We start from the raw sequence: 17,969 nt of genomic DNA, 5'->3' as shown, positions 1-17,969 counted from the left end.
GAAATCGGAGTTGGAGATTCGCAATGAACCTCGTTCGCACTGCCATGTTGCTTGCCTTCATGACGGCGCTTTTCATGTTCGTCGGCTTTCTGATCGGCGGTCGGGGCGGCATGGTGATCGCCTTTCTCATTGCCGCCGGCATGAATTTTTTCTCCTATTGGAACTCCGACCGCATGGTGCTTGCGGCTTATCGCGCGCAGGAGATCGATGAACGGAACGCACCGGAATTCTTTGCTATCGTGCGCGATCTCGCCCGTAATGCCGGCCTGCCGATGCCGAAGGTCTATCTCTACGACAGCCCGCAACCGAATGCCTTCGCCACCGGCCGCAATCCCGAAAATGCCGCCGTCGCCGCCTCGACCGGCCTGCTTGCTGCCTTATCTCCCGAGGAGGTCGCAGGCGTGATGGCGCATGAGCTCGCCCATATCCAGAACCGCGACACGCTGACGATGACGATCACGGCAACGCTTGCCGGCGCGATCTCGATGCTCGGCAACTTCGCCTTCTTCTTCGGCGGCAACCGCGACAACAACAATAATCCGCTCGGTTTCATCGGCGTCCTCGTCGCAATGATCGTGGCACCGCTCGCCGCCATGCTGGTGCAGATGGCAATCAGCCGCACGCGCGAATATTCGGCCGATCGCCGCGGCGCCGAAATCTGCGGCAATCCGCTCTGGCTCGCTTCCGCACTTGGAAAGATCGCCCGCGGCGCGGCCCATGTGCCGAATGAGGATGCCGAGCGCAATCCGGCGACGGCCCATATGTTCATCATCAATCCGCTCTCCGGCGAACGCATGGACAATCTGTTTTCCACCCACCCGAACACGGAAAACCGTATTGCCGCGCTGCAGGAGATGTCGCAAAGCGGCATGAATGTCTCGACGGGACCGGTGCGTGCTGCTAATCCGTCGCGCAAATCGCGCTCTGTTCCGAATACGGGTCGCGGTGGTTCGCAACCGCCAAAAGGTCCGTGGTCTTGAATTCAGACGGCACGAAAAAGCCATTCCGGAAACAGAAACCTTTCGCTGACCGATCGGCGCCAACCAAGCCGGGCCTGCAGGCCCGGGCGACGGCAGCAAAAATCTTGGCTGCCGTCGTCGACCGCAAGCTGCCGCTCGATGGCGCTCTCGACCATGAACATGGCAATCCGGCCTATAAGGCGCTTGGCGAGAGCGATCGCGCCCTTGTCCGCGCCATTCTGAATACGACGCTGCGCCATCTGCCGCGCATCGACGCTGCAATTGCCTCGCTGCTGGAATCGCCGCTACCGGAGGGCGCGCGCGCCTTGCACCATGTTCTGGCAATCGCGGCTGCTCAGATCCTCTATCTCGACGTGCCGGATCATTCGGCCGTCGATCTTGCCGTCGAGCAGGCCAACCAGGATCCGCGTAATCGCCGCTTTGCGAAGCTGGTCAACGCGGTGTTGCGCCGGCTCGGCCGTGAAAAGGACGAGGTGCTGGAGGAGATCGCCAAGGTGCCGCTGATGCCGGGCTGGTTCCTCACACGGCTGGAAAAGGCCTATGGCCGCGACGCGGCGCTGGCGATCTCGCAATCGCAGCTCGAGCCTGCGGCGATCGATTTGACCGTCAAATCCGACGCCGAAGCCTGGGCGAAAAGGCTGAACGGTGTTGCCCTGCCGACGGGCGGCGTGCGGCTTGCTGCCTTCGACGGCGGAATTCCTTCACTCGAGGGCTTCGATGACGGTGCGTGGTGGGTGCAGGATTCGGCGGCAAGCATCCCGGCCAGGCTTTTCGGCGATCTCTCGGGCAAACGTGTCGCCGATCTTTGTGCTGCGCCCGGCGGCAAGACGGCGCAGCTTATCCTTGCCGGCGGTGCGGTCACCGCACTCGATCAGTCGGAAAGCCGGCTAAAACGGCTGCGGTCGAATCTCGACCGGCTTGGCCTGAAGGCAGAAACGGTTGCGACAGACCTGACGACATTCAAGCCGACGGAGGGCTTCGATGCGATCCTGCTCGACGCCCCCTGCTCTTCCACCGGCACGACGCGCCGGCACCCCGACGTGCTGTGGACCAAGGGGCCGGATGATATCGCGAGGCTGGCGGCGCTGCAGGAGCGGCTGCTGCGTCATGCGCTGACCTTGCTGAAGCCCGGCGGTACGCTGGTGTTTTCGAACTGCTCGCTCGATCCAGCCGAGGGCGAGGAGGTCGTCGCCCGCATTCTTGCCGATACGCAGGCGATCGAGCGCGTTCCGATCAACGCGGGCGACTGGCCCGGCCTCGAAGCGGCGATCACGCCGCTCGGCGAATTCCGCACGCTTCCGACCATGCTGAAAATGCCGGAGGGCATCGCCTCCGGCCTCGATGGCTTTTACGCGGCGGTGCTGCGGCGAACGACCTGACTGAAACCCACAAACGTCGTCCGAATCCCCGTCACTACATCCTCGCAGCGCGTCCGTCATTCTTTGCGAAACCGCGGAATGTCCTCGAATGACATGCACTAATTTTCGCATATTCGAACGTTGTCACGAATTAATTCATTGTGGACGATGAAATCGGCTGCTTTTCACCTATTCTTAACCACGAGGGTCAATAGACAATAGAATATGCAGTCCGGTCGGCGTTTTGCGAGCATGTATGTTCGGGAAGCTTGGCGGCGCGCCTTGCGCCGCGTCGCGTTGCTGCGCCTGAAGCTCATTCGCCATTCGATCAAGCCGCCCGAGCGCCTGATCGTCGCCCCGACCGATCTTCGCGGCATCGATTCACATGTGGCCGACGAAATTCTCAACGGACGTTTCCTCCTGGCTGGGCGCATGCTGGAAACGAACGGCAAATCGCCCTTCACCTTCACCCTGCCCTCGCGGCCTTTCGCGACCCGCCTGCATAGCTTCGGCTGGCTGCGGCACATGCGGGCGCACAAGACTGAACGCGGCGCGGCGGCTGCCCGCGCCATCGTCGACAGCTGGCTTTCCATCCATGCCGGCCGTATGGAAGGAATTGCCTGGGAGACCGACGTCACCGCCCAGCGCGTCATCGCCTGGCTGTCGCATTCGCCTGTTGTGCTGCAGAACGCCGATCGTGGCTTTTATCGCCGTTTCATGAAGTCGCTGGCTTTCCAGGTCAGGTTCCTGCATCGCATGGCGCCCTATACGCTCGGCGGTCTGGAGCTGTTCCGGCTGCGTATCGCGCTCGCCATGGCCTCCGTCGCCATGCCGGCCCGCGCCTCCACGCTTCGAAGAGCGGCGCAGGCGCTCGACCGCCAGTTCGATAGCCAGATTCTTCCCGATGGCGGCCATATCTCGCGCAACCCGCGCATCGGCCTGGAACTGCTGCTCGACCTGCTGCCATTGCGGCAGACTTACGTCAATCTCGGCCATGAGCTGCCGCAGAAGCTGATTTCAGGCATCGACCGCATGTATCCGGCTTTGCGGTTTTTCCGGCATCAGGACGGGGACCTGGCGCTTTTCAATGGCGCAACCTCGACGCTCGCCAATGAGCTGATGTCGGTGCTCAGATATGACGAGACCGCCGGCCAGCCGTTCAAGGCTTTGCCGCAGTCGCGCTACCAGCGGCTTTCAGGCGGCAAGACGGTCATCATCGCCGATACCGGCACGCCGCCTTCCGGCGGCGCTCTGCGCACTGCGCATGCCGGCAGCCTCTCCTTCGAAATGTCGTCCGGCCGCCATCGCTTCATCGTCAATTCCGGCTCGCCGAAATTTGCCGGGCACCGCTACGTGCAGATGGCGCGCACGACCGCGGCGCATTCGACCGTCATCCTCAACGACACCTCATCCAGCCGTTTTTCGCACTCGCCTTTCCTCAATCACGCGATCACCGAACCGGTGAAAACCGTCACCGTCGAACGTCTGGAAACGGAGGATGGGCGCGACAGTATCAAGCTCAGCCATGACGGTTATCTGAAGATATTCGGCGTGCTGCACGAGCGTGAGCTGACGCTCAATGCCGCAGGTTCGATGGTGACAGGCCACGACCGGCTCATCCGGCGTGAAGGATATGAAAGTGACGAGCCCCTGAAGGCCGTCGCCCGTTTTCATATTCATCCGTCCATCGTTCTGCAGCAGAGTGATGGAGAGTCCGTGCTGCTGACGGCGCCGGACGGCGAGAGCTGGCTGTTTACCGCGCCCGGCAACGAAGTGCTGATTTCCGAGGACATCTTCTTTGCCGACAGCTCCGGCATTTGCGGCTCTGACCAGATCGAGATCGATTTCGATCTGGCCGAGAAGACGGAGATCCGCTGGTTCCTCTCCCGTAAAGCTTAGACGGGACGGCCAACTGGCCAAAATTCAAATCCGGGACTAAATCGAAAGGCAGAGCATCAGCGCTGTTTGCGCGGCGTCAAAGCTGTGCTAACGCGGCGACAGCAAGAAAACGTCCCTAAGGCAGGATCTCGTCCGAAAGCCGCTCACACTTTTCGGCCTCATGCTCTAGCGGATATCTCCCGAAGCCCGAACGGAGAAGGTTCATGGCCGTCATTTCCAAAAAGATCCCCGCCCCGGACAAGGTCGAAATCAAGACCGCGCTCCTCTCCGTCTTCGACAAGACCGGCATCGTCGAGCTCGCCCAGGCATTGTCCGAAAGAGGCGTGCGCCTGCTGTCGACCGGCGGCACCTACAAGGCGATCGCCGCTGCCGGTCTTGATGTCACCGACGTCTCCGAGGTCACCGGCTTTCCAGAGATCATGGATGGGCGCGTCAAGACGCTGCATCCGATCGTGCATGGCGGCCTGCTGGCGATCCGTGACGACGGCGAACACCAGGAAGCGATGAAGAAGCACGGCATCGAGGGCATCGATCTTGCCGTCATCAACCTCTACCCTTTCGAAGAGGTGCGGGCGGCCGGCGGCGACTATCCGACGACCGTCGAAAATATTGACATCGGCGGTCCGGCGATGATCCGTGCATCGGCCAAGAACCATGCCTATGTAACCATCCTCACCGATCCAGATGATTATGCCGAGTTCAAGGAGCAGCTTTCGGCGGATGACGGCAAGACCGCCTATGCCTTCCGCCAGCGCATGGCCGCCAAGGCCTATGCCCGTACCGCGGCCTATGATGCCATGATTTCCAACTGGTTCGCCGAGGCGCTGGCGATCGACACGCCCCGCCACCGCGTCATCGGCGGCGCGCTGAAGGAAGAGATGCGGTACGGCGAAAATCCGCACCAGAAGGCTGCCTTCTACGTCACCGGCGAGAAGCGCCCGGGTGTTTCGACGGCTCTCCTGCTGCAGGGCAAGCAGCTCTCCTATAACAATATCAACGACACCGATGCCGCCTATGAACTCGTCGCCGAGTTCCTGCCGGAAAAGGCGCCCGCCTGCGCGATCATCAAACATGCCAATCCCTGCGGCGTCGCCACCGGTGCGAGCCTGGTCGAAGCCTATCAGCGGGCGCTCGCCTGCGATTCCGTTTCTGCCTTCGGCGGCATTATCGCGCTCAACCGGATATTGGACGCCGAAACGGCCGAGGAAATCGTCAAGCTCTTCACGGAAGTTATCATCGCCCCTGATGTCACCGAGGAGGCGAAGGCGATCGTCGCTCGCAAGCCGAACCTGCGGCTGCTGTCGGCCGGTGGCCTGCCCGATCCGCGCGCCCCAGGACTGACGGCGAAAACCGTTTCGGGCGGTCTGCTCGTCCAGAGCCGCGACAACGGCATGGTCGAGGATCTGGAGCTCAAGGTCGTCACCCGCCGCGCACCGACGGCGCAGGAGCTCGATGATATGAAGTTCGCCTTCAAGGTCGGCAAGCATGTCAAATCGAACGCCGTCGTCTATGCCAAGAACGGCCAGACGGCCGGAATCGGGGCCGGCCAGATGAGCCGGGTAGATTCCGCCCGCATTGCCGCGCTTAAGGCCGAAGAGGCCGCCAAGGCGCTCGGTCTCTCGGCGCCGATGACGCACGGCTCGGCGGTTGCTTCCGAAGCCTTCCTGCCATTTGCCGATGGTCTTCTGTCGATGATCGCCGCAGGGGCGACAGCCGTTATCCAGCCGGGCGGTTCGATGCGAGACCAGGAGGTCATCGACGCCGCTAACGAACACGGCGTGGCGATGGTCTTCACCGGCATGCGCCATTTCCGGCACTGAGGCGCGCCGGAATATTGTCAGGCGCGATCGGCCGGATAGGGCGTGCGGATCAGCAGCACTAGCCCGCCGGCGAGAAACAGGATCAGCGTTGCTATTCCGAGCCGCGCCGATCCGCTCAGATAGGTCACCAGCGAGAAGAGCAGCGTCGCCATGAAGCTCGTGGCGCGCCCCGAAAGCGCGTAGATGCCGAAGTAGCGTCCGGCTTCCTCGAGGCTGACGCTGCGGGCGAGATAAGAGCGCGACGAGGCCTGCACCGGCCCGAAGGCGAGCCCGATCAGCAGGCCGTAAAGGATATAGGCCTTTTCCGCGGCGGTGCCGAAGAGGCCGCCGGAATCGGCCGTCGGCAGCGGCATCAGGCCGAACAGGGTGTAACCGGGCCCGGTCGAGATGATGCCGATGGTGGCGAGAAGCAGCATGGTGAGGCTGATGACGACGGTAATCTTGGAGCCGACGCCCTTGTCGATCCGTCCGGCGATCAGGCAGCCGAAGATCGCAACGACGTTGAGGATGATGCCGTAGAGGCCGATCTCGATCGTCGCCCAGCCGAACATGCCGGCGGCGAAAACGCCGCCGAGGATCAACAGGCCGTTGACGCCGTCCTGGTAGATCATGCGGGCGATGAGGAATTTCAGGATGCCGCGGCGTTCCCCGAGTTCACCGAGCGTGTTTCTCAGTTCCCGCAGGCCGGCGCGGATGGCGGTGCCGAAGGGCAGGCCTCTGCCGACATCGGGTGTGAACAAGAACATCGGCAGGATGAAAATCAGGTACCAGACGGCCGAGATCGGCCCGGTGATGCGCGCGTCCTCGCCGGTCCTGGGGTCGAGGCCGAAAAGTGGATCGAGGCCGAGAATGGTCTTGCCGCTTTCCGGGTCGGCCGCAAATAGCGTGACGACGGCAATCAGCACGATCATCCCGCCGAGATAGCCAAGCCCCCAGGCGGTGTTGGAGAGCTTGCCCACCTCGTGCTTGGCGACCAGCCGCGGCATCATCGAATCATTGAAGACAATGGAAAACTCGGCCGAAATCGAGGCGAGGATCATGAAGATCACGGGGTAGAGGACAGGCGAACCCGGGGCTGCAAACCACAGGCAGAAGAGGCTGACGATCTTGATGATGGCGAAGAACCCGATCCACGGTTTGCGGGCGCCGGACTGGTCGGCGATCGAGCCGAGAACGGGCGACAGCACTGCGATGATCACTGAGGAGATCGTCGCCATGTTGCTCCACGTCGTCTGGGCCGACACCGGATCATCGGTCAGGCGCGAAACGAAATAGGGCCCGAAAATGAAGGTGGTGACCACGGTGAAGAAAGGCTGCGCCGCCCAGTCGAAGAACATCCACCCCCAGATGCCCTTCTCCGTGGCTTTCGGCGGCTGCGTTCCTGTCCAGTCTATGCGATTCAACATCCGCTCCTTTTTCGCGGACTGTCTCACCTCGCCCGGTCGCGCGCAAGATCGGTCAGGATGCCTGCCGCCACGGTAATGCGCGCAAGATTGGGATCGCCGCTGTCACTGAGGCTCGAAAGCTCTTCAACGATGCGGTTGATGCGGATGCGATCCTGCGCATGCCAGGCCTGGACGGGCAGCTTCTCCTTGCCGTGATCGGAAAGCGCCGAGATGACGATGTCGCGCCGGGCGCTGGCGATCTGATCGATGCTGCGGGCAAGCGCCAGATTTTCGTAATGATCGGAGGTGAGAATCCGGCCGCCGGCCGCCAGCAACCGCGCGATCCGGAAAGTCTTTGACACGGCAAAATAATTTTCGGCGGCGCGCAGCAGCGGCTCGCCGGTACGCTCAGCGATCTGCATGATCTCCGGCACAAGCGCGAAGCTCTGGAGATTGGCGATTTCGGCCGCCAGCTTTTCGGGCACGCCGGCTTCGGCATATTCCACCTGGCGTGCGGCAGCATCGCCGGCGGCCTGTTCGGCGAAAGCAGGCCTCAACTTCTTCAGGGCAGCCTGCAGCCGGCTAATTACCTCGGCCATATCGGCTTTGGTCATTGCGGTTTTCAACAGCAGGCGCGTGAGCACGATAAAGCTGTGGCTGATTTCCTCGTAAATGCGGTTCTGCACCCCGCCCGATATCTTGCCGTCGAGCGCATCCGTCTCGGCCCAGAGCCGGTTGAGGTCGAAACCGTCGCGGGCGACGATTGCGGCACGCACCACCTCCGGCGCCGAAGCCGCCGTCGCGTCCATCATTCCGACGACGAAGCTCGGCCCGCCGCGGTTGATCGCTTCATTGGCCAACACGGTCGCGATGATTTCGCGCCGTAGGCGATGGCTTGATATGTCGCCGGCGTTCGACTTCTGCATTTTGACGGGGAAGTAATTCGACAGTGTCGCGGCAAAATAGGGGTCGTCGGGCAGGTCGCTCGCGGCGAGCGCATCGAAGAGCACGATCTTGGCATAGGACAGCAGCACGCCGATTTCCGGCCGCGTCAGCGGCTTGCCGGCCGTGTAACGTTCGGCCAGCGTCTGGTCATCCGGCAAGGTCTCGACCTTGCGGTTCAGCTGGCCGGTGGTCTCGAGCACGCTCATGAAGCGGGCGAGTTCGAGGCCGTTTGCCGTGCCCTTGCGTTCGACGAGCGAGATCGCCAACGACTGGAGGTAATTATTGCGCAGGACCAGCGCCGCCACCTCACCGGTCATCGACGAAAGAAGCTGGTCGCGTTTTGGCCGCGTCAGCCGCCCGTCATGCATAGCGGCCGCCAGCGCGATCTTGATGTTGACCTCGACGTCCGAGGTGTTGACGCCGGCCGAGTTGTCGATGGCGTCGGAATTGCAGCGCCCGCCGCTAAGGCAGTAAGCGATGCGGCCCTTCTGGGTGACGCCGAGGTTGGCGCCCTCGCCGATCACCTTGGCGCGCACCTCAGTCGCGGTGACGCGGATCGGATCGTTGGCGCGATCGCCGACTTCGGTATCGGTTTCGGAGGGAGCCTTCACATAAGTGCCGATGCCGCCGAACCACAGCAGGTCGACCGGACTCTTCAGGATCGCCGTCATGATCTCGAATGGGGTCGCCACCCCTTTGTCGATGCCAATCGCGGCAACCGCTTCCGGCGTCAGCGTCACAGATTTCGCCGAACGTGAAATGATCATCGCGCCTTTCGAAAGCACGGTCTTATCGAAGTCCTGCCAGCTCGAGCGCGGCAGGTTGAAGAGCCGTTGGCGCTCGGCCAGCGTTTTTTCCATGTTAGGATCGGGATCGATGATGATGTCGCGGTGATCGAAGGCGGCAATGAGCCTGATCTTGGGAGAGAGCAGCATGCCGTTGCCGAAGACGTCGCCCGACATGTCGCCGACGCCGGCGACGGTGAAGGGCGTGGTCTGAATGTCGATGTCCATCTCGCGAAAATGGCGTTTTACGGTTTCCCATGCGCCGCGGGCGGTGATGCCCATCTTCTTGTGATCGTAACCGGCCGAGCCGCCGGAGGCAAAGGCGTCGTCCAGCCAGAAGCCAGCCTCCTGCGCCAAGGCATTGGCGGTGTCGGAGAAGGTTGCTGTGCCCTTGTCGGCGGCGACGACGAAGTAGGGATCGTCGCCGTCAAGCCTGATCGTATCGGCCGGCGGCACGACCTCGGCGCCGGAAATATTGTCGGTGATCGAGAGCAGCGTGCGGATATAGGTCTTGTACGCCTCGCGGCCGGCATTGAAGATTTCGTCGCGGCTGCCGCCCACCGGCAGCTTCTTCGGGTAAAAGCCGCCTTTGGCGCCGACCGGCACGATGACGGCGTTCTTCACCTGCTGCGCTTTGACGAGGCCGAGCACCTCGGTGCGGTAATCCTCGGCACGATCAGACCAGCGCAGGCCGCCGCGCGCCACCTTGCCGAAGCGCAGGTGGACGCCTTCGACTTCGACGCCGTAGACGAACATCTCGCGGAAGGGTTTCGGTTGCGGCAGCCCATCGACCAGGTGCGGATCGAGCTTGAAGGCCAGCATGGCTTTCGGCGATCCATCGGGGTTCTTCTGGAAATAATTGGTGCGCAGAGTCGCGTCGACGATGTTGACGTAGCGGCGCAGAATGCGATCGTCATCCAGGTTCGGCACGTCGGCAAGATCGGCCTCGATCGCCTGGTGCAGGTCGGCGATCTTCTTGAGGCGGGCTTTGTCGGAAAGCTTGGGGTCGAGCGTGTCGTGGAACAGGCGGAAGATGGCGGCGGCTACACCAGGATATTTATCGAGCGTCGTTGCGATGTAATCCTGCGAATAGGCGATGCCGGCCTGGCGGAGGTATCGGGCATAGGCGCGCAATACATTGGTTTCGCGGGCTGAGAGCCCGGCCGAAAGGATCAGCCGGTTGAAACTGTCATTGTCGATCGTGCCGGCAAAGGCGGCGACGAAGGCTTCCTCGAGCGCAGCGCCATACCGATGGAGGTCGATGTCGCTGCCGTTGCGGGTCTCGAGCTCCATATCGTGCAGCACGACGAGTTGGGTTGCGCCATCGCCGACCTGTACCCCGATGTCGAAGGTGCGTTCGCTGACGACATTGAAGCCGAGGTTCTCGAGGAGCGGCACGCGGCGTGACAAGGCCAGCTGGCCGCCGGCGTGGAAGATCTTCAGCGAGAGGATGCGGCCCTGTTCTTCCTGGCGGTGATAAAACTGGATTCGCAGCGGCTCGCCGGCGGCGCAGGCGCCGATATCGGCAAGGTCGGCGACGGTTTCTTCAGGGGTAAAGGAATCCTGGAAAGCTTGATCGACCGATAGTTTCGGCGACTTTGGTCCGGCAAGCGCTTCGAAACGGTCGTCCCAGCGGGCAGTGATTTCGCGGATCGTCTGCTCGAGCCTTGCCTGCGGTATGCGCGGCGTCTTGCCGCCGGAACGGCCGATGATGAAATGCACCCGGGCGACGCCGCCTTCGGGAAAAGCCGGATAATAGGCGGAGACACGGCCGTCATAGACGGTCTTCAGATAGGTGCCGATGCGCTCGCGCACGATCGAATCATATTCCTCACGCGGCACATAGACGATGACCGAGACGAAGCGGTCGAAATGGTCGATGCGCGGCAGGACGCGCACGCGCGGCCGGTCGGCGAGATCGTTGATCTGCTCGGCAAAGCTCGCAAGCAGCGTCGTGTCAATCTGGAAAAGGTCGTCGCGCGGATAGGATTCCAGCGTGTTGTCGAGCATGCGGCCGGAATGGCTCATCGGGTCGAAGCCGAAATGCTCCTTCACCTTTTCGATCTTCGACCGCAGCAGCGGGATTTCGGAGGCGAGCGAGGTATAGGCCGTCGAGGTGAAGAGGCCGACGATGCGGAGTTCCCCGGTGACGTTGCCCTCGGCATCGAAACGTTTGACGCCGACATAATCCATATAGGCGCGGCGATGGACGATCGATTTCACATTCGCCTTGGTGACGATGAGGAAGTCGGGGCCGTCGAGGAAGGCGAGGATCTCCGGCGTGGTGGTCACGGCGTCCTTGCCGGTACGCAGTACGAGAACGTCCGGGTTGGAGAGGATGCCGAGGCCGGCGCCCTTGTCGCGCTCGACCTTGGCGTCGGCGCCCTTGCCGGAATAAATATACTCACGCATGCCGAGGAAAGTGAAATTCTCGTCGCGCAGCCAGGTCAGAAAGGCCACCGCCTCGGCATGTTCGGCCTTCCTGCGGCCAGCACCGTTGGCCGACAGCTCGGCGATTACGCCATCGAGCTTGGCAAGCATCGGCTTCCAGTCCGAGACCGACAGACGGACCTGTTCGAGCACGGTCTGGACGCGTTTGACGAGGTCGGCAGCCTGGGTGGAATTCAATGGGGCGATATGAAGCTGGATATGACTGACGCGTGCCGCGGGATCGCTCGGGTGGTCGGCGGAATAGAGCGTGGGAGCTCTGCCCTTTTCCATGACGAGGATTGGATGCACGGCCATGAACAGATCGCGGTAGGTGCTCGTCACTTCACCCATGACCGATTCATAGAGGAAAGGCATGTTCCGGTCGGTCACCGACAGCACCGAGACGACGGTGCCGCCGGGTGTCACCTCGGCAAGTGTGTCGATGCTGACGCGGGGCGTCTTGCCGTTCCAGGCGGCAAGTTCCTTCGCCGAATGCACGGCAGACCGCGCCAGCATGTCGGGCGTATAGAGTTCCAGATCGTCATTGCTGGCCCGGCCAAAGAGAATTTCCGGATCGAGATGCGCCTCGCTCATCGCCTTGGCGATCTTGCGCGCAGTCTCGATCTGCTTCTCCCGTTTCGGATTGTTTCTGGCAGCCATGGAACGCCTCCCCGCATTGGACTGATTTTTTCGCAAGCTAGCAGAAGATTTGTCGAAAGAATCCCTAAAATAGCGCTGTCGGGGACCGTTTTGATGCTTTTTTGCCGGCGGAAATGAGAAATTGGCAGAGTTTTTTTGCTTTTGAGACCGAAACGCGTTGGTAAGGCCTCTCTTCCTGGTTTGCTTTCGCGGCACATTTCCATGCTCACGTGAAGAATGGTTGACAGCTCGCCGTCAAAAAGATCATCAAACGCCATCATCATTCGGACCTCGGTTTCATGTCGGAAAATGCAGCGGGCACAGTCATCGTTATTTCCAGCCACGTCGTGCGTGGCTCGGTTGGCAATCGGGCGGCGGTGTTTGCGCTGGAGACGCTCGGCCATCCGGTCTGGGCGCTGCCGACCATCGTTCTGCCCTGGCATCCCGGCCATGGCCGTTCGACGCGGCTGACATTTGCCGAAGCGGATTTCGACGCGGCGATCGACGATCTGATTTGCGCGCCCTGGATCGGTGAAGTCAGGGCTGTGCTTTCGGGCTATTTCGGCAATGCCGCCCAGGCACGCTCGGTGGCCCGGCTGATCGCTGCGCTCCGGCAAAACAATCCCGAACTACTTTATGTCTGCGATCCGGTAATGGGCGATCTCGGCGGCCTCTACGTGCTGGAAGCGACGGCCGAGGCCATTCGTGACCATCTCATTCCGCTCGCCTCGGTCGCCACGCCGAACCGGTACGAGCTCGCCTGGCTGTCGGGAGCAGCGCTCGACGACAACGGAGCAATCATGGAGGCGGCGCTGGCGCTCGGGCCGTCACGCATGCTCGTCACCTCGGCGGTGCCGATGATGGCGGGCGGTACCGGCAATCTCTACCTTTCCGGCCGTCACGCGCTCCTTGCCGAGCACCGCGTCGTCGAGAACCCGCCGAATGGTCTCGGCGACCTGCTCGCCGCCGTTTTCCTGTCGCGCCTGCTGTCCGGCCTCGAGGACGAAAAGGCGTTGCAGCTTGCCACCGCCAGCGTGTTCGAAGTGCTTGCGCGTGCGGTCAAGCGCGGCAGCAACGAGCTGATGCTGGCCAGCGATGCGTCCAGCCTTTCGACGCCGATGGCGATGGTGCAGATGCGCCGGCTCGTACACCCGGCGCAGCGTCGGAAAAAATGACGCATTTGCCAATGTGCGCATTTTGCGGTGCAGCAGTTGATCTTGTCCTCCGCGCGCGCTAATCCAGAGGCATGCAGCGTTTTCCAAACACCCTTCTGAACGGTTATCGCAACTTTATGAACGGGCGTTATGCCGACGCCCGCGACAGGTATCGGCAACTTGCCGAAAACGGCCAGAGTCCGAGTACGCTTGTCATTGCCTGTTCGGACTCGCGTGCGGCTCCCGAGCTGATCTTCGATGCCGGCCCGGGCGAGCTTTTCGTCATCCGCAACGTTGCCAACATGGTGCCGCCCTACGAGCCGGACGGCCATTTCCATTCGACATCGGCCGCTCTTGAATTTGCCGTGCAGGCGCTGAAGGTTTCGGACATCGTCGTGATGGGCCATGGCCGCTGCGGCGGGATTCGGGCGGCACTCGATCCGAATGCCGAGCCACTATCGCCCGGCGATTTCATCGGCCGGTGGATGTCGCTGGTCAGACCCGCAGCCGAGCAGATCCAGAGCAATGACGTGATGACCGCGGCCGAGCGGCAAACTGCGCTCGAGCGTGTCTCCATCCGCAACTCGATCGACAATCTCAGAAGCTTTCCCAATATCAAGGCGCTGGAAGATGCCGGGAATCTTCATCTTCACGGCGCTTGGTTCGACATCTCGACAGGTGAGCTCTGGGTGATGGACGCGGACACGCGTGACTTCATTCGTCCCGAGATCTAGGGACTAGCGGGTTTATCAGTTTTTTAAGGATTGCTGTTAAACTTGCATCAATTGGTTGCGCGACCGGCATTTGATCACGTGGCGATTGGCGATGAAGTTCGAAACCATAAAAAAGGTTATGCTGGCCGCCATTCTGCTGCCCTTCGCCTTCATGCTGATTGAAGGCGCCTTCGTTCTCCGAACTTCCATCCAGCATTACAGGGATCTTGAGAAAGACCGGCAGTTCGCCGATGTGCTGGCGCGTGGCGGGTCGATCGCGGCGACTGAAATCCTCAGTGAAATCGATGCCACTCGCCGCTATCTCGCGCATCCCAGCAGCGAGACTGCAGTCGACATGCAGCGAAGCCGACTGACGCTCGATCGCGAACGCCGCGCCTTCCAGGCCAGCCTGCCGCCCCGAGATACGCTCGATCAGGGACTTGCAGGTGAATTGTCGGCTCTCAGCCTTGCCTACAGCCGCATCGTCGCGGCGCGGAGCGCTGTCGACCAGGGCCGTTATTCGGGCAGCAATCCCGGCTCCGTCTACTGGTATGCGGCTCTGAAGCAGCTTGCGGTCGTCGACGCACTTTCACCACTGATCAGCGACCCGGTGCTGCTTGAGAAATCCAACCAGCTGATGGGCATCCTGCTGACCTACTACGGCGAAAGGCTGATCACCGGGATCGGCACCCGTTACCTCAATCAAGACCTTTCCGCCAGATTTCCGATTGAACTCTTCATTCAGGGCAAGACCATGCTCGGTGCCGGCATGGATCACATGGTCTTCCATTCCACCGCGCCGATCGTGCGTGACATCGTTGCCTATCTCGGTCGCAGCGATCAGGTGAGGGCGGATGCGATCACCGATGCCATTCTCGCCCGGTCGCGGCCATCTCGCGCAATGGGCGACGCCTGGGCGGCCACACAGCGCGAACGCATGGTTTTCCTCCAGCAGAAGATGGTGGAGGCCGCGAGCGATATTCACGAGACCGGTGAACAGTTTTCGACGCTCTCGCACATACACCTGACGCGGATACTGGCGCTATGTGCGGGCCTATTGATTCTCGCAACGCTGGTGATGTTGCTGGCGGCAAGAGGCCTTCGGCTGATAGACCGGCTGATCGGCGACCGCGAGACGCTGGTGGGCGAGTTGCGCAACGCTGCTCAAACCGACCTTCTGACGGGACTGTACAACCGGCGTGGCTTCGAGGTCGCCGCCTCGGCGCTCCTCACCCAGGCCGAGCACGGGTCACGCTGGGTTTCCGTCGTTCTCTTCGATCTCGATCATTTCAAGAAGGTCAACGATGTTCACGGCCATGATGCCGGCGATGCCGTCCTTCGGCACGTCGCGAGCGTCGCGCGTCAGAATTTCCGTTCATTCGATCTTCTGGTGCGCCATGGCGGCGAGGAATTCCTGGCACTTTTGCCGGATTCGACACCTGATGACGCCGCAATCGTCGCCGAGCGTGTGCGCATGGCGATCGAGGCGGCTGAGGTTCCTTTGCAGAGCGGCGAACTGCTCAGAGTCACGGCGAGCTTCGGATGCGCCGGCCGGGCAAATGCCGCCGCCAACCGGAACTTCGAGGATCTGGTCAAACGCGCCGATCTGGCGCTTTACGCCGCCAAGGCTTCGGGCCGCAATTGCGTGGTGTCGGGGCCAGTTGTGCCGACTCCTCCGCAAGAGGAGCGACGCAAGACGGCATCGAGCGGCGGTTTTGCTTCCCGCATATGAAAAACGCCGCATTCACAGCGGCATTTTTCAGATCCATTGTCGATGAACGCTTATCTGCCGCCGTCGATCTGCTGGCCGATATAGGCGATCGCCTGCTGATAGACGCTGGCGGCGTTCCAGCCCTGGATGGCAGCGAAATTCGGCTCTCCCGGCTGATAGCCGGCGCCGGCACGCCAGCCGTGGCCCTTGAGGAAATTTGCGGTCGAGGCCAGCGCATCGGCGCGAGAACCAACCATGTCGACCCGGCCGTCGCCGTCGCCGTCGGCGCCAAAGCGCACGACGTTGCGCGGCAGGAACTGCGTCTGGCCGATTTCACCATGGGCGGCACCCTTGGCCTGCGGGCTCAGATAACCCTCGGAGACGAGCTGGAGTGCCGCATAGAGCTGGTCGGTGAAATATTCCGAACGACGGCAGTCATAAGCAAGGGTCGACACAGCCGATAGCGTATGCTGGTTGCCCATATAGCTGCCAAAACCGGTCTCCATGCCCCAGATTGCGATCAGCGGACCGGCGGGAACGCCGAAGCGGCGTTCGATCGAGGCAAAAAGGGCCTGGTTAGCCGCTTTCATCGAACGGCCGCGGGAAATGACGGCGGCACCGCCGCGCTTCTGCATGAAGGCGTCGAAGGAGAGTTTGAAGCTTTTCTGGCCGCGATCGGCGGCGATCGTCGGCTTGTTGTAGTTGACGTTAGCGAAGGCACGGCTGAGCACGGATTGGCTGACGCCATTAGCCGCTGCCGTCTGCTTGAAATCGGCGACCCAGGCGTCGAAGCCGGCGCTGGTATTGCCACATTGAAGTCCTTGCGCGAACGCCGGTACCGCGTTGAGGACGCCCAGTGCCGCAGCGGCCGCCAGAAACAACTTTGTCATGCGCATTGAGAAACCCCGCTCTCGATCTGCATAGTTTTTAAGCGGGCAAGAGAATGCCAGCCACTCGCGATTTTGTCACGATCATCGTTTGGCGAGCGCTTATACAGTCGTATTTGCCCCGGAAAAAGCCCCGCTGAACGAGCAGGGCTTTAACATCTTATGGTTTACAAATGGTATCAGGCTGCCTGCTTCCGCGGCTTGACCAGGCCGCGATTGACGAGCAGCTCGGCGATTTGGATGGCGTTCAGCGCCGCGCCCTTGCGCAGGTTGTCGGAGACCACCCACATATTGAGGCCGTTTTCAACAGTCGCGTCCTCGCGGATGCGTGAGATATAGGTTGCATCCTCGCCGGCGGATTCATAAGGCGTGATGTAGCCGCCGTTCTCGCGCTTGTCGATGACGAGGCAGCCCGGGGCATCGCGCAGGATATCGCGGGCCTGGTCGGCGGTGATCTCGTTCTCGAACTCGATGTTTACCGATTCCGAATGGCCGATGAAGACGGGCACACGCACTGCCGTGCAGGTCACCTTGATCTTTGGATCGAGCATCTTCTTCGTCTCGGCCAGCACCTTCCATTCTTCCTTGGTGTAGCCGTCTTCCATGAAGCTATCGATGTGGGGAATGACGTTGAAGGCGATGCGCTTGGTGAACTTTTTGTTCTCGATCGGATCGGCAACGAAGACGGCGCGCGTCTGATTGAACAGCTCGTCCATGCCGTCCTTGCCGGCGCCGGAGACCGACTGATAAGTGGAGACGACGACGCGCTTGATCTTGGCGAAGTCGTGCAGCGGCTTCAGCGCCACCACCAGCTGCGCAGTCGAGCAGTTCGGATTGGCAATGATGTTGCGCTTGGTGAACTGCGTGACGGCGTCCGGGTTCACTTCCGGCACGATCAGCGGCACGTCGGCGTCATAGCGCCAGGCCGAGGAATTGTCGATGACCACGCAACCCTGCTGGCCGATCTTGGGGGAGAACTTCTTGGAGACCTCGCCGCCGGCCGACATCAGGCAGATGTCGGTATCGGAGAAATCGTAATTCTCCAGATTGGAAACCTTCAGCGTCCGGTCGCCGTAGGACACTTCGGTGCCCTGCGAACGCGCCGAGGCGAGCGCCACGACCTCATCGGCGGGGAAGCCGCGTTCGGAGAGGATGTTGAGCATCTCCCGGCCGACATTTCCGGTCGCTCCCGCAACTGCTACTTTGAAACCCATTTCTCAAGCTCTCTTTCTCTTCTCTCCTCTGTCCGGTGAGGGGAAAGGC

General features: G+C 61.6%; 11 protein-coding genes. 7 read left to right on the top strand and 4 right to left on the bottom strand.

Annotated elements, in window-relative coordinates:
- The first annotated feature begins 23 nt into the window (after positions 1–23).
- The 4 genes from htpX to purH all read left to right on the top strand — a co-directional run bounded on the left by htpX (position 24) and on the right by purH (position 6,057).
- Positions 24–980: a zinc metalloprotease HtpX gene (gene htpX / locus PH551_RS12805; RefSeq protein WP_285193274.1), complete on the top strand. Its 957-nt coding sequence runs from the start codon at positions 24–26 to the stop codon at positions 978–980.
- Complete coding sequence (locus tag PH551_RS12800; protein WP_285193273.1) at positions 971–2,359, top strand: RsmB/NOP family class I SAM-dependent RNA methyltransferase; 1,389 nt, start codon at positions 971–973, stop codon at positions 2,357–2,359. The genes htpX and PH551_RS12800 overlap by 10 nt, the downstream gene beginning before the upstream one ends.
- A gap of 204 nt (positions 2,360–2,563) precedes the next feature.
- A complete protein-coding gene (locus PH551_RS12795) occupies positions 2,564–4,237 on the top strand; it encodes a heparinase II/III family protein (protein ID WP_285193272.1) in 1,674 nt (557 codons plus the stop codon).
- A 203-nt stretch (positions 4,238–4,440) separates the two neighbouring features.
- The gene (purH, locus tag PH551_RS12790) at positions 4,441–6,057 is read left to right on the top strand and encodes a bifunctional phosphoribosylaminoimidazolecarboxamide formyltransferase/IMP cyclohydrolase (RefSeq protein WP_285193271.1); all 1,617 of its coding nucleotides are present in this window, start codon (positions 4,441–4,443) and stop codon (positions 6,055–6,057) included.
- Between the two features lie 17 nt (positions 6,058–6,074).
- Here purH and PH551_RS12785 read toward each other — a convergent pair whose 3' ends face one another.
- Together PH551_RS12785 and PH551_RS12780 are read right to left on the bottom strand one after the other, a co-directional pair.
- A complete protein-coding gene (locus PH551_RS12785) occupies positions 6,075–7,463 on the bottom strand; it encodes an MFS transporter (RefSeq protein WP_285193270.1) in 1,389 nt (462 codons plus the stop codon).
- 23 nt (positions 7,464–7,486) lie between these two features.
- Positions 7,487–12,262, bottom strand: coding sequence for an NAD-glutamate dehydrogenase (locus tag PH551_RS12780; RefSeq protein WP_285193269.1), 4,776 nt, complete (start codon positions 12,260–12,262; stop codon positions 7,487–7,489).
- Positions 12,263–12,540: 278 nt separating this feature from the next.
- Between PH551_RS12780 and pdxY the strand changes: the two genes are divergently transcribed.
- The 3 genes from pdxY to PH551_RS12765 all read left to right on the top strand — a co-directional run bounded on the left by pdxY (position 12,541) and on the right by PH551_RS12765 (position 15,840).
- The gene (gene pdxY, locus PH551_RS12775) at positions 12,541–13,416 is read left to right on the top strand and encodes a pyridoxal kinase PdxY (protein WP_285193268.1); all 876 of its coding nucleotides are present in this window, start codon (positions 12,541–12,543) and stop codon (positions 13,414–13,416) included.
- Between the two features lie 71 nt (positions 13,417–13,487).
- Positions 13,488–14,129, top strand: coding sequence for a carbonic anhydrase (locus PH551_RS12770; RefSeq protein ID WP_285193267.1), 642 nt, complete (start codon positions 13,488–13,490; stop codon positions 14,127–14,129).
- Positions 14,130–14,220: 91 nt separating this feature from the next.
- Complete coding sequence (locus PH551_RS12765; protein WP_285193266.1) at positions 14,221–15,840, top strand: GGDEF domain-containing protein; 1,620 nt, start codon at positions 14,221–14,223, stop codon at positions 15,838–15,840.
- 50 nt (positions 15,841–15,890) lie between these two features.
- Here the strand turns inward: PH551_RS12765 and PH551_RS12760 are convergent, their stop codons facing one another.
- Both PH551_RS12760 and PH551_RS12755 read right to left on the bottom strand, forming a co-directional pair.
- The gene (locus PH551_RS12760; protein ID WP_285193265.1) at positions 15,891–16,715 is read right to left on the bottom strand and encodes a lytic murein transglycosylase; all 825 of its coding nucleotides are present in this window, start codon (positions 16,713–16,715) and stop codon (positions 15,891–15,893) included.
- Between the two features lie 170 nt (positions 16,716–16,885).
- A complete protein-coding gene (locus PH551_RS12755) occupies positions 16,886–17,920 on the bottom strand; it encodes an aspartate-semialdehyde dehydrogenase (protein ID WP_020922622.1) in 1,035 nt (344 codons plus the stop codon).
- Positions 17,921–17,969 lie beyond the last annotated feature (49 nt).

The sequence above is a fragment of the Rhizobium atlanticum genome (genome assembly GCF_030182485.1).
GTDB lineage: Bacteria > Pseudomonadota > Alphaproteobacteria > Rhizobiales > Rhizobiaceae > Rhizobium.
The sequence above is the reverse complement of the archived record's forward strand: the minus strand, read 5'-3'. Positions and strand labels throughout refer to the sequence as shown.

Coding starts and splice junctions, on each gene's coding strand:
- htpX (WP_285193274.1), top strand. CDS start 24: ATGAACCTCGTTCGCACTGCCATGTTGCTTGCCTTCATGACGGCGCTT.
- PH551_RS12795 (WP_285193272.1), top strand. CDS start 2,564: ATGCAGTCCGGTCGGCGTTTTGCGAGCATGTATGTTCGGGAAGCTTGG.
- purH (WP_285193271.1), top strand. CDS start 4,441: ATGGCCGTCATTTCCAAAAAGATCCCCGCCCCGGACAAGGTCGAAATC.
- PH551_RS12785 (WP_285193270.1), bottom strand. CDS start 7,463: ATGTTGAATCGCATAGACTGGACAGGAACGCAGCCGCCGAAAGCCACG.
- PH551_RS12780 (WP_285193269.1), bottom strand. CDS start 12,262: ATGGCTGCCAGAAACAATCCGAAACGGGAGAAGCAGATCGAGACTGCG.
- pdxY (WP_285193268.1), top strand. CDS start 12,541: ATGTCGGAAAATGCAGCGGGCACAGTCATCGTTATTTCCAGCCACGTC.
- PH551_RS12770 (WP_285193267.1), top strand. CDS start 13,488: ATGCAGCGTTTTCCAAACACCCTTCTGAACGGTTATCGCAACTTTATG.
- PH551_RS12765 (WP_285193266.1), top strand. CDS start 14,221: ATGAAGTTCGAAACCATAAAAAAGGTTATGCTGGCCGCCATTCTGCTG.
- PH551_RS12760 (WP_285193265.1), bottom strand. CDS start 16,715: ATGCGCATGACAAAGTTGTTTCTGGCGGCCGCTGCGGCACTGGGCGTC.
- PH551_RS12755 (WP_020922622.1), bottom strand. CDS start 17,920: ATGGGTTTCAAAGTAGCAGTTGCGGGAGCGACCGGAAATGTCGGCCGG.